This is a genomic window from Sneathiella sp. (assembly GCF_036844445.1).
Taxonomy (GTDB): domain Bacteria; phylum Pseudomonadota; class Alphaproteobacteria; order Sneathiellales; family Sneathiellaceae; genus Sneathiella.
In genome coordinates this window covers 131482-149838 of sequence record NZ_DAIUFV010000002.1, presented here as the reverse complement: position 1 = coordinate 149838, position 18357 = coordinate 131482, and the positions used below count along the sequence as shown (strand labels likewise).

The following is an 18357-nucleotide window of genomic DNA, read 5'->3' as shown; positions in this document are numbered from 1 at the left end:
GTTCATTCTGCTCCAAGGCTTTGTTCAAGGGCGGCGCTGGCGTTCCACACGCCGAGGAGCGCCTGATGATAGTTATCGTTCGCTTCCTCCAGCTCGGCCTGCGCATTCAGCAGATCGCTGAGCAGGATGGCGCGCTCCTTATACTGGTTGAAGCTGACGCGGAGCGCTTCCTCCGCCGCCTTCTTGGCCATTTCGGTGACCGGAACAAGGGCGCGGGCAAGCTCGAGATTGCGAATATTCTGGCTGACTTCGGCGCGCACCTGATCCTCGTTGCCGCGGAGCGAATTCTGCGCCTGCGAGAGCGCGAGGCGCGAGCCGGACACCTTGCTTTCATTGGCGCCCCAGGTGAAGAAATCCCACTTCGCAAAGATGCCGACATAAAGGCTTTCATCGGGGATCAGCCGCGTCTGTTCCGTGCGCCCGTAGCTTGCGACCAGGTTGACATCCGGCAGGTAGCCGGTTTTCTGAATTTCAAGATCCGTTTCCGCCGCCTTGACCTGCAGCCGCGCCGCCTCTGTCTCGGGACGGTTGGCGACGGCGAGATCGGCGGCGACGGACGGATCATAGACAAGCTGCGGTGCGGCCCCGGTTGAGGAGACGCGGAACGGCGTCGAGATATCGCGCCCGAGAAGGATGTTAAGCTGCTGCTTGGCGGTCAGAAGATCATTGCTGTCCGACATCAGCGTGTGGCGCGCCGAGGCGAGCTGCGCTTCGCCGTTTAAAAGCTGATATTCAAGCTCGGTCTTTGCGGCGACATTGTCGCGGAGGATCTTGACCAGCTCCTCATTGAACTGCACGGAGGCTTTTGCCGCCTCGATGGCGCTTTCGCTGCTGAGGATGTGATAGTAAAGCTGCTTCACCTGCAAGGCGAGGGACTGCTCCGTCTGGCGCGACTGCTGGCGGGCGATTTCCTTCTCTGTCTCCAGCTTGTCGACGTTGAGATTAATCTCGTAAAGCTGCAGGAGCGGCTGCGTCGCGGTCAGGGAATAATGCGTGGTGAAGCCCTTCGCCGTGTCGATCGACACATCGCTGGAGGGAACGGGGCTGCCGGCGACGGTGCCGAGCGAGCCTTCCTCGAAGGTGTATTCGCTGTCGACGAAATTGCGAACGCCGCGAATCTCGGCGCTGAGCTGCGGATAGCGTTTCGCGGCGACCGCCTTTTTCTGCTCCTCCACCACGTCGATCTGCAGGCCGGCGTTCTTCATCTGGTAGTTCTGCGCGCGCGCAAGATGCAGCGCTTCTTCGAGGGTCAGAAGCGGTGCGTCCTCGGCAACGGCAGGACAGGCCCACGTTCCGAGGACAAGCAGAACGGCAGCGACGGTCAGACGTGGTTTCACCTCGATACCCCCCCTTTGATCGAGTGCGATTCGGACTGGCAAGATTAATTGCTTAGCCCTGCGCTGTCAAAACGATAACGCGTTTGGCGCAGCCTTATAAACAGCAGGAGCGAGAATTAGCAAGAGCAAATTCGCGGATCATTTTCCGCGAATATTCCGCCTCACGCAGGCCGGCGTGACGGCTCCCTCGTCCGCCACAGAACCAGCGCCATAATCCCGATATTGAGCATGTTCCACGCGATGCCGTTGATGAACGCCGCCTGGTAGGAACCGGTCAGGTCGTAGATCAGCCCCGATATCCAGCCGCCGAGGGCCATGCCGATCACCGTCATCATAATGACCAGCCCGACCCGCTCGCCGGCGACGCGCGCCGGCAGATACTCGCGGATGATAATGGCGTAAGCCGGCACGATCCCGCCCTGCGACAGGCCGAAGATCAGCGAGACGATATAGAGCGAGGCAAGCCCGTTGAAGGGGATATAGAGAAAGAGCGCGAGACACTGCAAAAAGGAGCCGAGCAGCAGCGTGCGCACGCCGCCGATATAATCGGCAAGAAAGCCCGACGCCAGCCGGCTGACAACGCCGCCGCCGACCATCAGCGCGAGCATCTCCGCCCCCGTCGCGACGCCAAACCCGAGATCGGCGCAATAGGCGACGATATGCACCTGCGGCATCGACATGGCGACGCAGCAGCTCACCCCGGCGATCGAGAGAAGGATCAGCAGCAGGCGCGGCGAGATATCAATCTGCAAAAGGCCCGACCCGCCGCCGGCGCTTGAGGCCGCGTCAAACACATGCGACGGCAGGCGGCGCTTCAGCAGGAAAGCGAGCGGAACCAGCGTGACGAGGGAGATTGCGGCAACCACGAGATAGGCGTCGCGCCAGTCGCCGACCTCCATAACCTCTTTCAGCAGCAGCGGCCAGAAGACGCCGGCAAGATAGTTGCCGCTCGCCGCCGCGCCGACGGCGATGCCGCGGTGGCGCGAGAACCAGTGCGATACATCGGCGATCAGCGGCCCGAAGGAGATCGCTGCGCCGACGCCGATCAGCAGTCCCTGCACGATGGCGAGCGTCCAGACGTTGCCGGTCATCGCCCCGAGCGCAAAGCCCGATGTCTGGAGGATCGCGGCGGAAAGCAGCGGATAGACGATCCCGTGTCGATCAATCACCCGCCCGTAAATAAGGTTGCCAAGGGCAAAGCCGATCATCGTCGCGGTGTAGGGAATGGAGGCTTCGGAGCGGGCGATACCGAAATCGATCTGCACGGTCGGCAGAACCACCACGACCGACCACATGCCGGCGCTGCCGACGATACCGATCAGCACGGAAATGAAGAGACGGAACCACGAATAACGACTGTCTAAATAGGATGATTGGGGGTCGCCAGGAGAATGAAACGCGGACAAGAATTCGCCCTTTCCCGCTACGTGAGGTTATTGTTTTCTTTGAAACAGTCTTATCACATATAGCAGGGTGTCGCGCATCAATTTTTTAGTGTCGCAGGGCGCGCGCGATATTTCACGGATTGCTGTATCAATTCTGCCGCAGGCAGATTACCCTGAACGCCGGGAACGGCATCCTTTGACAGGAAGGGGAGGGAGAATGATCGAGAATACAATTGCCGCGTGGCACGAATGTTTGCAGGCCAAGGACGCGGGCAAGCTGCACGCGCTGCTGCATCCGGAGGCGGTCTTTCACAGCCCCGTGGTCCATACGCCGCAGCGGGGCCGCGACCTTACGCAGATGTATCTGATGGCCGCCTTCAAGGTGCTGAACGGCGATAATTTTACGTACGTCCGCGAGATTGTCGGCGACCAAGATGCGGTTCTCGAGTTCACGACTACGCTTGATGGCATCCAGATCAACGGCGTCGATCTCATTCGTTGGGACGAAACGGGACGGATTACCGATTTTAAAGTCATGATCCGCCCCTTGAAGGCGATCGACATGGTCCATCAGAAGATGGCGACGATGCTGATGAAACAAAGCTGACAGGGAGCGGCCCCGGTTAGCGTACTGGTAGCGAAGGGGAAAACATGACCACGGATCAAATTCTGCTGTTCGGCCTGTTTGTCATTGTGTTCATTCTGCTGATCTGGGGGCGCTGGCGCTATGATATGGTGGCGTTTGCGGCGCTGGTGGTGGCGCTCATCCTCGGTCTGGTGCCGACGGAGCAGGCCTTTTCCGGTTTCGGCCATCCGGCAACGGTGATTGTCGCGCTGGTGCTGGTCGTTTCGCGCGGGCTCATGAATTCCGGCGCGGTCGACCTCATCACTCGCAAGCTCACCTCGATGGACCTCAATCTGCCCTCGCATATCGCGACGATGGGCGGCCTCGGCGCGGTTTTCTCGGCCTTTATGAACAATGTGGCCGCGCTCGCCATGCTGATGCCGGTGGATCTGCACGCCGCCGCGAAAGCCAAGCGCTCGCCGCGGCTGTCGCTGATGCCGCTCGCCTTCGCGACGATCCTCGGCGGATTGATCACCCTGATCGGGACACCGCCAAATATCATTATCGCCGCCTACCGCGAAAATGCGCTTGGTGTGCCCTTCGGCATGTTCGATTTTGCGCCCGTCGGGCTCATCTGTGCGGTGGTCGGCATTCTCTTTATAATGTTCATCGGCTGGCGGCTGATCCCCGGCTCGCAAGACAGCGCGGCGCCGTCTGTCGATCTGCTGGATCAGGAAGGCTATCTCGCCGAACTTCTGGTGCCCGAAGGGTCGCCCGCCATCGGCAAGATGGTGCGCGAGCTCGATCCGGCGGCCGATGACAGCGATGCGACGATCGTTGGTCTTGTCCGGAACAACACGCGGCTCGCCGGAATGGCGCGCAATGTGGAAATCCGCGAGGGGGATCTGCTGGTCGTCGATGCTGGCGCGAAGGGCATTGATCAGTTCCGCGGCGCCATGAAACTGGAATTCGATGGTGAGAAGCGGCATGAGAAAGCGGCCGCCGGCGGTATGGTTCTGATGGAGTTCGTCGTGCCGCGCCTGGCCAGCATCGAAGGCCGCTCGGCCATGTCGCTGCGCCTGATGACCCGTCACGGCGTAACCCTTCTCGGGGTCTCGCGCCAGGGGAAGAAATTCCGGGACCGTGTCCGCAAGCTGACTATCGAGGCGGGGGATATCCTGCTGCTGCTCGGCCCGGTCGACCGGGTGCCGGAGGTGGCGCAGTGGCTCGGTGTCCTGCCGCTCGCCGAGCGCGGGCTGTCGGTGACCCAGTATCGCCGCGCCGGACTGGCCGCCGGTATCTTCGCCGCGGCCGTTGCGATAGCCAGCTTTGGCTGGCTCTATCTGGCGGTTGCGCTTGCGGCGGTCGTGATTGCCTATGTTGTGCTCGATATCGTGCCGGTACAGGAAGTCTACAGCCATATCGAATGGCCGGTTATCGTTCTGCTGGGATCCATGATCCCGCTCGGCACCGCCCTTGAGACGACAGGGGGAACGGCCCTCATTGCCGGAAGTATCGTCGATCTGACCGAGGGGTTGCCGATTGTGATCGTGATGACAGTCCTTATGGTTATCGTCATGACGCTTTCGGATGTTCTGAACAATACGGCGACGGCGGTTGTCAGCGCCCCGATCGCCGTCGATATCGCCAATCGGCTCGACGCCAACCCGGATGCCTTTCTGATGATTGTCGCCGTGGCCGCCTCTTGCGCCTTTCTGACGCCGATCGGACATAAGAATAACACGTTGATTATGGGGCCCGGCGGCTATAAATTCGGAGATTACTGGCGAATGGGCCTGCCGCTGGAAATACTCATCATTGCAGTTTCCATTCCGGCCATTCTATTTTTCTGGCCGCTGTAGTCATGTTGCCGTCCGGGACGGACATCACGTAACGCAATATAGGGAAGGCGCGATATGTTAGCAGATAAGGTGGCGGTCATCACCGGGTCAACCTCCGGCATCGGCGAGGGCTATGCGCGCGCGCTGGCCCGCGAGAAATGCAACATCGTGCTGAACGGCTTTGGCGATGCGGAGGAAATCGAGATGCTGCGCCGCTCGCTCGAGACTGAATATGCGATCCGCTGCCTCTACAGCCCCGCCGACATGACGAAGCCGGACGAGATCGCCGATATGTTCAAAATGACCGTCGATGCGTTCGGCGGCCTTGATATCCTCATCAATAATGCGGGGATCCAGCATGTCGCGCCGATTGCCGAATTTCCCGTCGAGAAATGGGATGCGATCATCGCCATCAATCTCTCCTCCGCCTTTCACACCATGCGCCATGCCATCCCGCTGATGACGGCGCGCGGCTGGGGCCGGATCATCAACACCGCCTCCGCCCATGCACTCGTCGCCTCGCCGAACAAGGCGGCCTATGTTGCCGCCAAGCACGGCATCGCCGGGCTCACCAAGACCGCCGCGCTCGAGGTTGCGCGCGACAATATCACCGTCAATGCGATCTGCCCGGGCTATGTCTGGACGACGCTGGTCGAGGGGCAGATCCCCGATACCGCGCGGACCCGCAACATGACCGAGGAGCAGGTCATCAACGACATCATGCTGGCCACCGCGGCGACGAAGAAATTCACGACAATCGAGCAGCTTGCCGCCTTTGCGGTGTTCCTGTGCAGCGACGCGGCCGAAAATATCACGGGCGCGACGCACAGCATCGACGGCGGCTGGACGGCGCAGTAGAGTTGACATCGAAACAGGGCAGGTGAGGTGGATATGGGGCAGCAAAGCAGTATTGCGCTTCGGCTGGTCGGCCGGACGGAGGATATCGGCGGGTTTACCGTCCGGCGGCTGATCCCCGTTGCCGCGCGCCGCTCGGTCGGCTCCTTCGTCTTTCTCGATCACATGGGCCCGGCCGTCCTCGAGGCGGGGCAGGGGCTGGATGTCCTGCCGCATCCGCATATCGGCCTCGCCACCGTGACCTATCTCTTTGAAGGCTCCATCCTGCATCGCGACAGCCTTGGCTCGGTGCAGGAGATTTATCCCGGTGACGTCAATCTGATGACGGCAGGCCGTGGCATCGTCCATTCGGAGCGGAGCAGCGCGGAGAGCCGCCGGACCCGCCGCCGCCTCAACGGGTTGCAGCTCTGGGTCGCGCTTCCGAAAGAGCATGAGGAGATGGCCCCCACCTTCAGCCATACCGCGAAATCGGATCTGCCCGAGCTTTCCGGCGACGGCTGGACCGGGCGGCTGATTACCGGATCGCTGTTCGGCGCAACCTCGCCCGTCAGGACATTGAGCCCCTATTTCTTCGCGGATCTCCGCTGCGAGACGGGGGCCTGCATCCAGTTCGCCCCCGATTACGAGGAGGCCGCGATCTATGTCGCCGAGGGAGAGATCGAGATCGACGGGGAGCGCGTTGAGGCGGGCAGCTTCGCCGTCCTCGAAAGCAATCCCGCCGTTACCGTGACCGCCTGTAAAGAGTCGGTGATCGCCCTGCTCGGCGGGGACCCCCTGCCGGAGCGGCGCCATATGTACTGGAACTTCGTCTCCACGACGCGGGAGCGGATCGAACAGGCGAAGGAGGACTGGCAGGCGCAACGCTTCCCCAGGGTGCCGGGGGAGGAGAGCTTCGTGCCGCTCCCCGGCTGATCGCCAGGATTGAATCCCCATCGAAAGAGTTGACAGCGCGCATATCGGGCGGTTTGATATCCGCGGGCTGTTCAGTTGCCGCCATGCCGCGTTGTGATCCGTCAGCCGTCCGATAACAACAATAACAAGGAGGCCGATTATGAGTTGGGAAAAAGAAGTCGAAGAACTTAAAAAGCGCAAGCAGCTGGCCCTTGAAATGGGCGGGCCGGAGAAGGTCGCCCGGCATGTGGGCGCCGGCAAGCTGACCGTGCGCGACCGGATCGACAAGATGCTCGATGCCGGCACGTTCGAGGAAGTCGGCTCGGTCACCGGCAAGGTTGAATATGACGCGGACGGCAATATCGTCAGCATGCAGCCCGCCAACCTCGTCACCGGGCGCGGCCGTGTCAACGGACGCCGGGTCGTGATTGCGGGCGATGATTTCACGGTGCGCGGCGGCGCCAATGATGCGGGCATCCGCGAGAAGCTGGTCCATGTCGAAAGCATGGCCCATGCGCTCCGCCTGCCGATGATCCGCCTCGTCGATGGCACGGGCGGCGGCGGTTCGGTCAAGAATATCGAAGATGACGGGCGCACCTATATCCCGGCGGTGCGCGGCTGGGATCTCGTCACCGAGAATCTCTCGCGCATTCCCGTTGTCGCCCTCGCGCTTGGCTCCACGGCCGGTCTCGGCGCGGCGCGCGTTGCCGCCAGCCACTATTCGGTGATGGTCAAGGAAACCTCGCAGATGTTTGTCGCCGGCCCGCCCGTGGTTGCGCGCACCGGGCAGGACCTCTCCAAGAACGAGCTCGGCGGCTCGCATATCCACACCCGCAACGGCGCGGTTGATGATGAGGCGAATTCGGAAGAAGAAGCCTTCGAGATGGCGCGGCGCTTCCTCTCCTACCTGCCGCAGTCGGTCTATGAGCTGCCCGAGCGGGCCTCGACCGGCGATGATCCGGCGCGCCGCGACGAATGGCTGATCGAGGCGATCCCACGCGATCCCCGCAAAGTCTACAAGACCCGCAAGATCATCGATGCCCTCGTCGACAAGGACAGCTTCTTCGAGATCGGCCGCAAATGGGGCCGCTCCTGCATCACCGGCTTTGCCCGGCTGGATGGCTGGCCGGTCGCCCTGATGGCGAGCGATCCCTACCAGTTCGGCGGCGCCTGGACAGCGGATACCGCGCAGAAAGTTATCCGCTTCGTCGATCTCGCCCAGACTTTCCATCTGCCAGTCGTGCATCTTGTCGATGTGCCGGGCTTCCTCATCGGCCGGCAGGCGGAGGAGCAGGCGACCATCCGCCACGGCGTGCGCGCCTTCGCGGCGGTGGCGCAGGCGACGGTGCCGTGGTGCTCCATCGTGATGCGCAAGATTTACGGCGTTGCCGGCGCGGCGCATCAGAATGCCGGCCGCTTCAACGTCCGCTACGCCTGGCCGTCGGGCGACTGGGGCTCGCTGCCGATCGCCGGCGGCCTTGAAGCCGCCTACAAGGCGGAGATCGAGGCCGCGGAGGATCCCAAGGCCAAGCTCGAGGAGATCGAGGCGCGGCTCAACCGCCTTCGCTCCCCCTTCCGCACAGCCGAGCGTTTCATGGTCGAGGAGATCATCGATCCGCGCGATACGCGCCGCCTGCTCTGCGACTTTGCGGATATGGCCGCGCCGCTCCGCGAGGTGGGAGAGCCGCGCTTCGGCGTCCGCCCATAAAGCAGCGCAGGTCACATCGCCTGCCGTTCGCAGGCAGAAAAGCGCATCCGGACTGTAAATACGGCCTGATGCGCGACTTTGGCGCGTAAGAAGATGCTAATTTAGTCACAACGTCTCCCTGATTGCGGGTAAGATGGGCAAGGTCCATCTTGCTTCAGTCAGGGAACATTCGCCGCCATGGCCGTCAAATCGCTGCACAGTCTGCGCCAGGAAATCCGCCACCATTACATCACCGACGAGGCTGACGCCGTAAAGCGGCTCATCAACAGTCTCGACCTTCCCGACGAGGCGCGGGCGGACATCTCCGCCACCGCCGCAGGGCTTGTCCGCGAGCTGCGCCGCGCCGACAGCCCGGGCGTCATGGAAACCTTTCTCAGCGAATACGGCCTCTCCACCGATGAGGGCGTCGCGCTGATGTGCCTTGCCGAGGCGCTGCTTCGCGTTCCCGACGATACCACCGTGGACGCGCTGATCAGCGACAAGATCGCGCCGGCGGACTGGAGCCGGCATCTTGGCAAATCCGCCTCGCCCCTCGTCAACGCCTCGACCTGGGGGCTGATGCTGACGGGCAAGGTGATCCACCCGCTGGGCGATGAAGGGCTCGATGTCGTCGGGCAGCTGCGCCGGCTGGTCCGGCGCGTCGGCGAGCCGGTGATCCGCACGGCCGTTGCCCGCGCCATGAAGATCCTCGGCCACCAGTTTGTGCTCGGCCGCAATATCGATGAAGCGATGGAGCGCGCCCGCGGGATGGAGGCGAAGGGCTACAGCTATTCCTACGATATGCTGGGGGAAGCGGCGCGCACCGGCGCTGATGCAAAGCGCTATTTCATGGCCTATTCGAAGGCCATTTCCCGCATCTCGGAGCGGAGCCACGGCAGCGATGTCCGGACCAATCCCGGCATCTCCGTCAAGCTGTCGGCGCTGCATCCGCGCTATGAATACAGCCAGCGCGAGCGCGTTCTCGATGAGCTTGTGCCGCGTCTCTCCTCGCTCGTCTTTCAGGCGAAAAATGCCAATATGGGCTTCAACATCGACGCCGAGGAGGCGGATCGGCTCGATCTCTCGCTCGATCTTGTTGAGGCCGTGCTCGCCAATCCCGATCTCAAGGGCTGGGACGGTTTCGGCGTCGTGGTGCAGGCCTATGGCCCGCGCGCGCCATATGTGCTCGACTGGCTCTATGCGCTGGCCCGCCGGCTTGATCGGAAAATCATGGTGCGGCTGGTCAAGGGCGCCTATTGGGATACAGAGATCAAGCTGGCGCAGGTCATGGGCTATGACGGCTATCCGGTCTTCACGCGAAAGGCGGCGACCGACGTGAGCTATCTCGCCTGCGCGCGGAAACTCCTCACCATGACCGATCACATCTATCCGCAGTTCGCGACCCATAATGCCCATACCATCGCCGCGGTCCTGCATATGGCGGGGGGTGAGGACAATTTCGAGTTCCAGCGGCTGCACGGCATGGGGGAGGGGCTGCATGACCTTGTGAAGGCGAAGGTCGGCAACCGCTGCCGCATCTACGCCCCCGTCGGGGTGCATGAGGATCTGCTCGCCTATCTCGTCCGCCGGCTTCTGGAAAACGGCGCCAACAGCTCCTTCGTCAACCAGGTGCTGGATGAAAAGGTGCCGCCCGAGCAGGTGGTGCGCGATCCCGTGGCGACGATCCTCGGCTATCCGACGATTGCCAATGCGCGCATCCCGCTCCCCGCCGATCTCTATGGCGAGAGCCGGCGCAACTCCGCCGGCCTCAACTTCCCGAACCCGGCCGTGCTGGAGGCGTTCGAGACAACGCGGGCGCCCTTCGCCAAATCCGTCTGGCAGGCCGCGCCCGTGATTGGCGGGCGCACGGTGGCGGGCAGCGCGCGGGAGGTGCGAAACCCGGCCGACCGGCGCGATGTCGTCGGCCATGTGATTGAGGCGGGGCCGGACGAGGTGGCGGAGGCAATGCGGATCGCGCAAGGCGCCGCCGCGTCATGGCGGCGGAAATCCCGCGATGCGCGCGCGGCGCTGCTGGAGCGCGTCGCCGACCTTTATGAGGAGAACCGCGCCGAGCTGATGGCGCTGCTGGCGCGCGAAGCCGGGAAATCGCTGCTGGACGGCATGTCGGAGGTGCGGGAGGCGGCCGATTTCTGCCGCTATTATGCGCATCGCCTGCGCAGCGATCCGGCGCTCGCGGACCGCGACGGGCGCGGCATTTTCATCTGTATCTCGCCCTGGAACTTCCCGCTCGCCATTTTCACCGGGCAGATCGCGGCGGCGCTGCTGGGCGGCAATGCGGTTATCGCCAAGCCCGCAGAGCAGACGCCGCTCATCGCCGCGCGCGCCGTCGCGCTGATGCATACGGCGGGCATTCCAGGCGATGTGCTGCATCTCCTCCCGGGCGACGGGGCGAGCGTCGGCGCCGCGCTCACCTCCCATCCCGATATTGCCGGGGTCTGCTTCACCGGCTCGACCGAGACGGCGCAGCTGATCCACCGGGCGATGGCGGCCAATGCCGATCCGGGTGCGCCGCTCATTGCCGAGACGGGCGGGCTCAATGCGATGATCGTTGATTCGAGCGCGCTCCCCGAACAGGCGGTCCGCGATATCGTCGCCTCCGCCTTCCAGTCGGCCGGGCAGCGCTGCTCCGCCCTTCGCATGCTCTATGTGCAGGAAGATGTCGCCGAAAAAGTGATCCGCATGCTTGAAGGCGCGATGCATGAGCTTAAAATTGGCAATCCGTGGGATGTCTCGGTCGATGTCGGGCCGGTCATCGATCTGGAGGCGAAAGAGGCGATCGAGGCGCATGTCGAACGCCTCGAGGCCGACGGCCGCCTGATCCGCCGCTTGGCCCTTCCTGCCGCTGCGCGCCACGGCTGTTTCGTTGCGCCCGCCGCCTTCCACCTTGACGGGATCGAGGCGCTGGAGAAGGAAATCTTCGGCCCGATCCTGCATATCGCAACCTTCCGCGCCGAGGAACTTGGCGCGGTCGTCCGCCGTATCAACGCGACCGGTTACGGCCTCACCATGGGGCTGCATACCCGCGTCGATACGCGTGTGCAGGAGGTGTGCGATCTTGCCCATGTCGGCAATCTCTATGTCAACCGCAACCAGATTGGCGCGGTCGTCGGCGTGCAGCCCTTCGGCGGGGAGGGGCTCTCGGGCACCGGGCCGAAGGCCGGCGGGCCGCTCTATCTCCGCCGCTTCATGACGGCGAAACCGCTGCGCCGGCGCGCGGATCGGCGAAAAGGATCGCCCGCCGGCGCGACTGAGGCGGAGGTCGTGAAAACCACCGTGCCGCCCGCCGTGGTGGCGGCAGCGCGCGCGGCGCAGGGAAAATGGGACCGGCGGGAGGATCGCCGCGAGCTGCTGGAGAAGGTGATCAACGATCTCGACGGGGAGGTCGCCACGGATTTTCGCGCCGCGCTTGAGCGCGCGTCCGACTACAGCCCGCGCGCCCAGGATCTTGCCGGCCCGACGGGGGAGAGCAACCGCCTCAGCCTGCATGGCCGCGGGATTGTGCTGGCGGCGGGAGAGGCGGCGGCGGAGATTGCCGCGCTCGCGCTGCTGACGGGGAATGCCGTGCTGCTGCTCGATGCGCCGCCCGCGCTCGATGCGCTCGCCCGGGCAATGCGAAATGAGGCGGATCTTGCCGGGCTGCTCGCGCTGCTCCGCGCCCCGATGTCGCCGCAGCTCGTCCGCCAGACCCCGCATCTGGACGCCCTGGCGCTCTCGCCCGGGCAGTATGACCTCGCGGCGTTTCGCGAAGCGCTGGCGGCGCGGCAGGGGCCGATCGTCCCGCTTATCACGGGCGCCGGGGAGTGGGAGCCGTTTGTGGCCGAGCGGGCGATCTGCATCGATACGACGGCATCGGGCGGCAACACGCGCCTGCTCGCCGCAGGGGACGCCTGAGCGCCGGCCTCAGCGCCGCCAGTTGACGAGGAGCGGCCCGAGAACCGCGCAGGCAAGGCCGATCAGGAAGAGGCTGGAGAGATGCTCGCCCAGAATGAGCGCGCCTGAGGCCGCCGCGATGATCGGCGCGATCGGCACGTAGATCGCTGCTTTCGAGGGGGAGAGCTGCTGGAGGCCCCAGTTGAAGAGGAGCAGGCTGACGGCGGCCGCCGGGATCGCAAGGAAGAGGATCCAGAGCCAGTTCTCAAGCGAATAGCCCGCCGTGACTGCCGGCAGCCCCTCGGCATAGGCGAAGGGGAAAATGGTAAGGGTGCCCGCGCCCATCCCGATCACGGTGAGCAGCACGACCGAGCGGTTCTGCATCAGCCGGCTGGAGAAGGCGTTATAGGTCGCGCCGCAGAACACGGCGATAAAGAACAGCAGCTCTCCCCTCCAGCCGCCACCGCCCGCCGCATCGGCAAAGGCCTTCTCCCCGATGGCGAGCGAGACGCCGAGCACCGAGAGCAGCGCCGCGAGGAGACGGATCCCGTTCAGCGTATCGCGCCCCGAAAGCGTTGCAATCAGCATCGTCAGGATCGGGATCAGCGAGAAAATCACCGCCCCGCGCGAGGCCGGAATGTCTTGCAGCGCCGTATTGACGAGCAGGTGAAAGACACCGAACTGGATGGCGCCAAGCAGCAGCACCGTCAGCAGGACGCCGGGTGGCGGCAGCCTTACGGGGCGCAGCGCCACGAACGGCAGGAGGAAGAGCGTCGCGAGGCCATAGCGGAGGAAGCCGAGGGAGGCGGGCGCGTCATGCCCGCTCATGATCGTGCGGATGCCGACAAAGGAGAAGCCGAGCAGCGCGACCGAGAGGAGCAGGGAGAGATGCGGCAGAAGCAGCCTCAGCCGCGATACCGCCGCCGGTTGCCCGCCGGCCTCTCCGTCAAGCGGTGCGCTCATGCGATATCCGGCGCGGAAACCCGCGCTCTCCCGCCTCGTCGCCCTCTGCCGGCGCTCCTTGCTGCAACGCGTTCGATTGTCGCCCCCTGCCGTCTTTTCTTCTTTCCCCAAGCCTAGTCCGGGGCCGGCGTTGCCGCCAGCGTTAATTTCACTTCGCGGCGCGGGCGCTCGCAACATCGCTGCCCGCCTCGCAGTCGAGCGCCATATCCCGGATCAGCGCGACCATCTCGCCCGCCCGCTCGTCATAGCCGCGGCGGAGCCGCTCGGGCGCGATGGCGGCATAGGTCCCGTTCGCCGCAGTCTCGCCGATTTTGAAGGTAAAGGCGTAATCGGGATAAAACCCCATGCGCAGATCGGTAATCGTCGCCGCACCGCCCGTCATGCCATAGCTGTAAAACCCGTCCGTGAACCATTCAAGGCGGCGGACGGAGGGGCCGACCTCAGTGAGCCCGACGGGGCGCGCGTGGCGCTCCGCCGTCACCACATGGCGAAGCGAACAGTCGCCCGCAAGGCTCATCATGCCGGTGACCAGCCGCTCCTCCGAAATGCCCGTCACCTGCCAGATCAGCAGGTTGAAGGCCGCCGGCTGGACATGGAGGCGCATGCCATGCAGGCGCGAATCCGCCGCCGCCCGCTCCTTGATCAGGAGATGGCCGCCCGCGCCAAGCGCAAGATAAAGCGTCGCGATGCCTAAAAGGAGGCGGTTTGCGCGAAGGCCGCCGCCCGGTTTCCGGCGTGCAAAAAGCATCGTGAGCACGCCCGCAAGCAGCAGCAGGCTGTAGATCGGATCAATGATAAAGATGGCCGGGAAGGCGACGGGCGGGCCGACCTGCAACGGCCAGAAAAGCTGCGTTCCATAGGTTGTGAGGGCATCGAGCAGGCTGTGCGTGACCAGCACGAGCCAGATTGTCGCGAGCAGGGTTTTAAGATGCGCGCGCGCCGCCGGGACGATTTTGGCAACCGCCAGCGTGATCACGGGCGTCACCATTGTCTGGACAATCAGGGAATGGGAAAAACCGCGATGATGCGTCATCCGGTCGATGGGATCGTCATAGGGGATAAAGGCGTCAAGATCGGGCAGCGTCGCGACCAGCCCGCCGATCAGGAGCGATTTCGCGCCAATGCGCGGTCCGAGCAGCGCGCCCGAAATGCTCGCCCCCAACAGAAATTGTGTGACTGAATCCATCGACTGCTCCGCGCACCCCGCCGCGAGAATTCGTCGCCCGCGGCCGAACTTCCAATTGCATTGTCCGGATGAAGCTGGAATATTGGCGCCTGCACATCCGTCGCGACATCTGAATGCCAGACACCATAAATAACGTCGCGGCCGCTCTTGTCCATCGTATTTGCGCCTTCGGTGGCTTGCATCCCGTGTGCAGGATTTGAAAAAGGTTGTTGAATGCCCCTGCCGCATCTTCTCATCGCCCTTGCCGTCAGCGCCATCTGGGGCTTTTCCTTCGTTGCTTCGAAAGTCGGGCTCGATCATTTTCCGCCGCTCTTTTTCACGGCGCTGCGCTTTCTGCTCGTCGGTCTGCTGCTCTCGCCCTTTCTCCGCATCGTCAAGGGGCAGATGAGGACGGTGATGTGGATCGCGCTCACGGTTGGCGTCTTTCACTTCTCCTTTCTCTATCTTGGCATCTATGCGGCGGGCGGGGTCACGGCCGTTGCGATCACCAGCCAGCTGATTGCGCCCTTCTCGGTGCTGCTCGCGGTGATCGTGCTGAAGGAGAAAGTCGGCTGGCGGCGCGGCCTTGGCATCCTCATGGCGTTCGGCGGCGTTATGTTCCTCGGTTTTGATCCGGTCATCTTCGATCAGCTTGAGGGCGTCGCGCTGGTCACTGTCGCCGCGCTCTTCATGTCGGTCGGGCTGATCCTGATGCGGCAGGTGAAGAATGTCGCAACGATGTCGATGCAGGCGTGGATCGGGGCGATTTCGGCGGCACCGATGCTGCTTCTCTCGCTCAGCTTTGAAAGCGGCCAGATCGAGGCGCTGAAGACCGCCGGGCCGATCGACTTCGGCGCGCTCGCCTTCGTCGTCGTGGCGACCACCGTGATCGGCCACGGCGGCTGGTATTACCTGTTGCAGCGCTATCCGATCGCCGTGCTGACGCCGCTCGGCCTGCTCGCGCCGGTGTTCGGCGTGGTGTTCGGGGTGGTGCTGTTTTCGGAGCCGCTGACGCTTCGCTTCATCATCGGCGGGACGATCACGCTGCTCGGCGTCGCCATCATCAACCTGCGGAGCGCACCGCCCGCGCCGGCGAAGTCGCGAAGCGAGACGCCCTAGCGATTTTCCTCAAGATAGGTCTTCAGCCGGTCGAGGAAGGCGAAGAGGTCCTTCTTCTCCCATTCCCGCCACCCCTCGAAGGTCGCGTTGAAGGCCGCTTCCAGCCGCTCGCGCGCCTCGGCATGCGCCTTGATGCCGCTCTCGGTGACGTAAAGGAATTTGGAGCGGCCATCGGCCGGATTGTCCTCGGCGCGGAGAAAGCCCTTGGCGAGCAGCTTGGCGATGGTTTTCGTGATGCCCGGCTGCGGCTGCTGCATCGCCCAGGCGACGCTGGAGACGGTCTTGTGCGCGTCCGGCTGATGGATGAAATGGTTGAGAATGAAAAACTGCGGCGGCGGGACATCGGTGCCATCGAGGATCTGCCGCATCGTGGTATCGCTGAGCTGGCTTATCGTGCTGATCCAGTTAATGATTCGGAAATCGGAAGAGGGAAGTTCCTCTTTCCGGTCGTATTTCCCCTTTTCGGATCCCGTTTTCATGACGTTATCATATCAGTAGTTTTACAGTCTGTGGAAGTGAAATTCTCTCCCCGGGAGTTGCGCCGGCGCGAAAAATCGGAGATATCTCACCCCTGTCGCGGCAGGCGGGCGCTGCTGCGCCGTGATCCGCCAGACCCATGCGGCGCAGTTGAATTCTATTGCATTAAATTCACAGATGCTATATAATATTTCCCTTAATTTCCATCATATGCCGCAAATATCCAATGACCGCCCCCGGAGGAGATCGGGCGATGACTGTTGTATCTCTGTCCTCAATGGGCCGGGATCGGCGCCAGCGGAGAGCTTTTTTCCTATTCCACAGAAAGGCCCTATGATACCAGTTGGTCAATTTGAACGGGTACCGGACAGAAATTGACCTATTCCAATCCAGATAATGTGGCGGATACCGCGACGATGGCGGTTTATGGCCGTCTCGTGCGGGAGTATGTTTCGCGTTACAAATGGCGTCTGTTCCTGGCGATCTTTTTCATGATCATCAGCGCGCTGACAGCCACTGCGACGGCGTTCGTGATGAAGCCGATCGTGGATGAGGTGTTTTTTGACCAGAACCCGGCGTTCGTGATCTATACGACGCTGGCGGTGGTGGCGATTTTTGCCGCCCGCGGCTTTGCGACCTATGGCCAGACGATTGTCATGGACTGGGTCGGGACGCGGGTGATTTCCGATATCCAGAAGGATCTCTTTCGCAAGCTCGTCTATGCCGATCTTGCGTGGTTTCACGACCATTCGACCGGCCATCTGATTTCGCGCGTGGTTTTCGATGCGAATTATCTGAAAACCATCGCGACGCAGACGCTGGTCGTGCTGACGAAGGATTGCCTGACGGCGATTTTTCTGATTGCGTCGTTGTTTTATTACGACTGGAAAATGGCGCTGGTGACGCTGGTGGCGCTGCCGCCCGGGATCCTCGCCATCCGCCAGCTTGGCAAGCGATCGCGCAAGGCCTCGAACCGCGTCCTCGAACAGACCGCCGATCTCAGTGCCTTCGTTGAGGAGAATTTCCAGGGCATCCGCATGGTGAAAGCCTATGATCGCGAGAAGACGGCGGTCGAACATGCCGGGCAGGTGATCGAGGATCGCTTCCGCCTGCAGTTCAAGGCGCTGCGGATCGAGGCGTCGAGCAGCCCGATTGTCGAAACGCTGTCGGGCTTCCTGATTGCCGGCGTGATTTTTTACGGCGCGAGCAACGTGATCGAGGGGACGACAACGCCCGGCACCTTTTTCGCCTTCATCACCGCGATCATGCTCGCCTACCAGCCGATCAAGAGCGTCGCGAAGCTGTTTCCGCGCATGCAGACGGGCCTCGCCGCCGCGCAGCGGATTTTCAATCTCCTCGATCTCGAGCATGAGATTGTCGACAAGCCGGACGCCAAGCCGCTCGAATTCCGCCGCGGCGATGTCGAGTTCCGCGCTGTCACCTTTTCCTACAAGGCGGAGGAGACGGTGCTGAAAAACATCTCGCTGAAGATGCAGGCTGGCAAGCGCGTCGCGCTGGTCGGCCCTTCGGGGAGCGGTAAATCGACCATCCTCAACCTGATCCCGCGCTTTTATGATGTGGATGAAGGCGAAATCCTCGTCGACGGGCAGAATGTCCGCGATGTGACGCTCGCCTCGCTCCGCCAGAAAATATCGCTGGTCAGCCAGGACACCTTTCTTTTCGATGACACCATCCGCGCCAACATCGCCTACGGGCGTGAGGATGCGACGGATGCGGAGATCATCGCCGCCGCCGAATCCGCGGCCGTGCATGAGTTTGTCGTCACCCTGCCGGATGGCTATGACACCATCGTCGGCAGCTTCGGCGTCCGCCTCTCTGGCGGGCAGAAACAGCGCATCGCGATCGCGCGGGCGATGCTGAAAGACGCGCCGATCCTGCTGCTCGATGAGGCGACCTCGGCGCTCGATACCGAGTCGGAGCGCAAGATCCAGGTCGCCCTCAATCAGCTCATGAAGGGGCGGACCTCGCTCGTCATTGCGCATCGGCTGTCGACCATTCTGGATGCCGACCTGATCAATGTCGTGGTCGCGGGCGAGATTATCGAAGCCGGCACCCATGAGGAGCTGCTCGCCATGAACGGCATTTACGCCGATCTCAATCGCCACCAGTTCGCCCTTGAGGGCAGCTTTGCGCCGCTTCGGGAAGTGAAGCCGTAGGCCG

At 63.0% G+C, this 18357-nt stretch carries 13 protein-coding genes; 8 read left to right on the top strand and 5 right to left on the bottom strand.

Going from position 1 to position 18357, the window contains the following annotated elements:
- Nucleotides 1-2 precede the first annotated feature (2 nt).
- Nucleotides 3-1337: a TolC family protein gene (locus V7Z56_RS04055; protein WP_334128075.1), complete on the bottom strand. Its 1335-nt coding sequence runs from the start codon at nt 1335-1337 to the stop codon at nt 3-5.
- A gap of 161 nt (nt 1338-1498) precedes the next feature.
- Nucleotides 1499-2662: an MFS transporter gene (locus tag V7Z56_RS04050; RefSeq protein WP_334128074.1), complete on the bottom strand. Its 1164-nt coding sequence runs from the start codon at nt 2660-2662 to the stop codon at nt 1499-1501.
- A 277-nt stretch (nt 2663-2939) separates the two neighbouring features.
- Here V7Z56_RS04050 and V7Z56_RS04045 point away from each other — a divergent pair, with 277 nt between their 5' ends.
- The 6 genes from V7Z56_RS04045 to putA all read left to right on the top strand — a co-directional run bounded on the left by V7Z56_RS04045 (nt 2940) and on the right by putA (nt 12473).
- Nucleotides 2940-3329: a nuclear transport factor 2 family protein gene (locus V7Z56_RS04045; RefSeq protein WP_334128073.1), complete on the top strand. Its 390-nt coding sequence runs from the start codon at nt 2940-2942 to the stop codon at nt 3327-3329.
- Between the two features lie 44 nt (nt 3330-3373).
- Nucleotides 3374-5149 carry an SLC13 family permease gene (locus V7Z56_RS04040; protein ID WP_334128072.1) on the top strand — a complete coding sequence of 592 codons (1776 nt, stop codon included), beginning with the start codon at nt 3374-3376 and terminating at the stop codon, nt 5147-5149.
- Between the two features lie 54 nt (nt 5150-5203).
- Entirely contained in the window at nt 5204-5986 is a 783-nt protein-coding gene (locus V7Z56_RS04035; RefSeq protein ID WP_334128071.1) for a 3-hydroxybutyrate dehydrogenase, read from the top strand.
- A gap of 33 nt (nt 5987-6019) precedes the next feature.
- Nucleotides 6020-6895 carry a pirin family protein gene (locus V7Z56_RS04030; RefSeq protein ID WP_334128070.1) on the top strand — a complete coding sequence of 292 codons (876 nt, stop codon included), beginning with the start codon at nt 6020-6022 and terminating at the stop codon, nt 6893-6895.
- Between the two features lie 139 nt (nt 6896-7034).
- Nucleotides 7035-8582, top strand: a complete 1548-nt coding sequence (locus V7Z56_RS04025) for an acyl-CoA carboxylase subunit beta (protein WP_334128069.1) — start codon at nt 7035-7037, stop codon at nt 8580-8582.
- Between the two features lie 177 nt (nt 8583-8759).
- The gene (putA, locus tag V7Z56_RS04020; RefSeq protein ID WP_334128067.1) at nt 8760-12473 is read left to right on the top strand and encodes a bifunctional proline dehydrogenase/L-glutamate gamma-semialdehyde dehydrogenase PutA; all 3714 of its coding nucleotides are present in this window, start codon (nt 8760-8762) and stop codon (nt 12471-12473) included.
- Between the two features lie 9 nt (nt 12474-12482).
- Here putA and V7Z56_RS04015 read toward each other — a convergent pair whose 3' ends face one another.
- Complete coding sequence (locus V7Z56_RS04015) at nt 12483-13415, bottom strand: DMT family transporter (RefSeq protein WP_334128066.1); 933 nt, start codon at nt 13413-13415, stop codon at nt 12483-12485.
- Nucleotides 13416-13563: 148 nt separating this feature from the next.
- On the bottom strand, nt 13564-14601 hold the full coding sequence (locus V7Z56_RS04010; RefSeq protein ID WP_334128065.1) for a metal-dependent hydrolase: 1038 nt from the start codon (nt 14599-14601) through the stop codon (nt 13564-13566).
- A gap of 213 nt (nt 14602-14814) precedes the next feature.
- Between V7Z56_RS04010 and V7Z56_RS04005 the strand changes: the two genes are divergently transcribed.
- Nucleotides 14815-15699 carry a DMT family transporter gene (locus V7Z56_RS04005; RefSeq protein WP_334128064.1) on the top strand — a complete coding sequence of 295 codons (885 nt, stop codon included), beginning with the start codon at nt 14815-14817 and terminating at the stop codon, nt 15697-15699.
- Here V7Z56_RS04005 and V7Z56_RS04000 read toward each other — a convergent pair.
- Nucleotides 15696-16178, bottom strand: coding sequence for a MarR family winged helix-turn-helix transcriptional regulator (locus V7Z56_RS04000; RefSeq protein ID WP_334128063.1), 483 nt, complete (start codon nt 16176-16178; stop codon nt 15696-15698). The genes V7Z56_RS04005 and V7Z56_RS04000 overlap by 4 nt on opposite strands.
- Nucleotides 16179-16550: 372 nt before the next feature.
- Here V7Z56_RS04000 and V7Z56_RS03995 point away from each other — a divergent pair, with 372 nt between their 5' ends.
- Complete coding sequence (locus V7Z56_RS03995; protein ID WP_334128062.1) at nt 16551-18353, top strand: ABC transporter ATP-binding protein; 1803 nt, start codon at nt 16551-16553, stop codon at nt 18351-18353.
- Nucleotides 18354-18357: the final 4 nt, after the last annotated feature.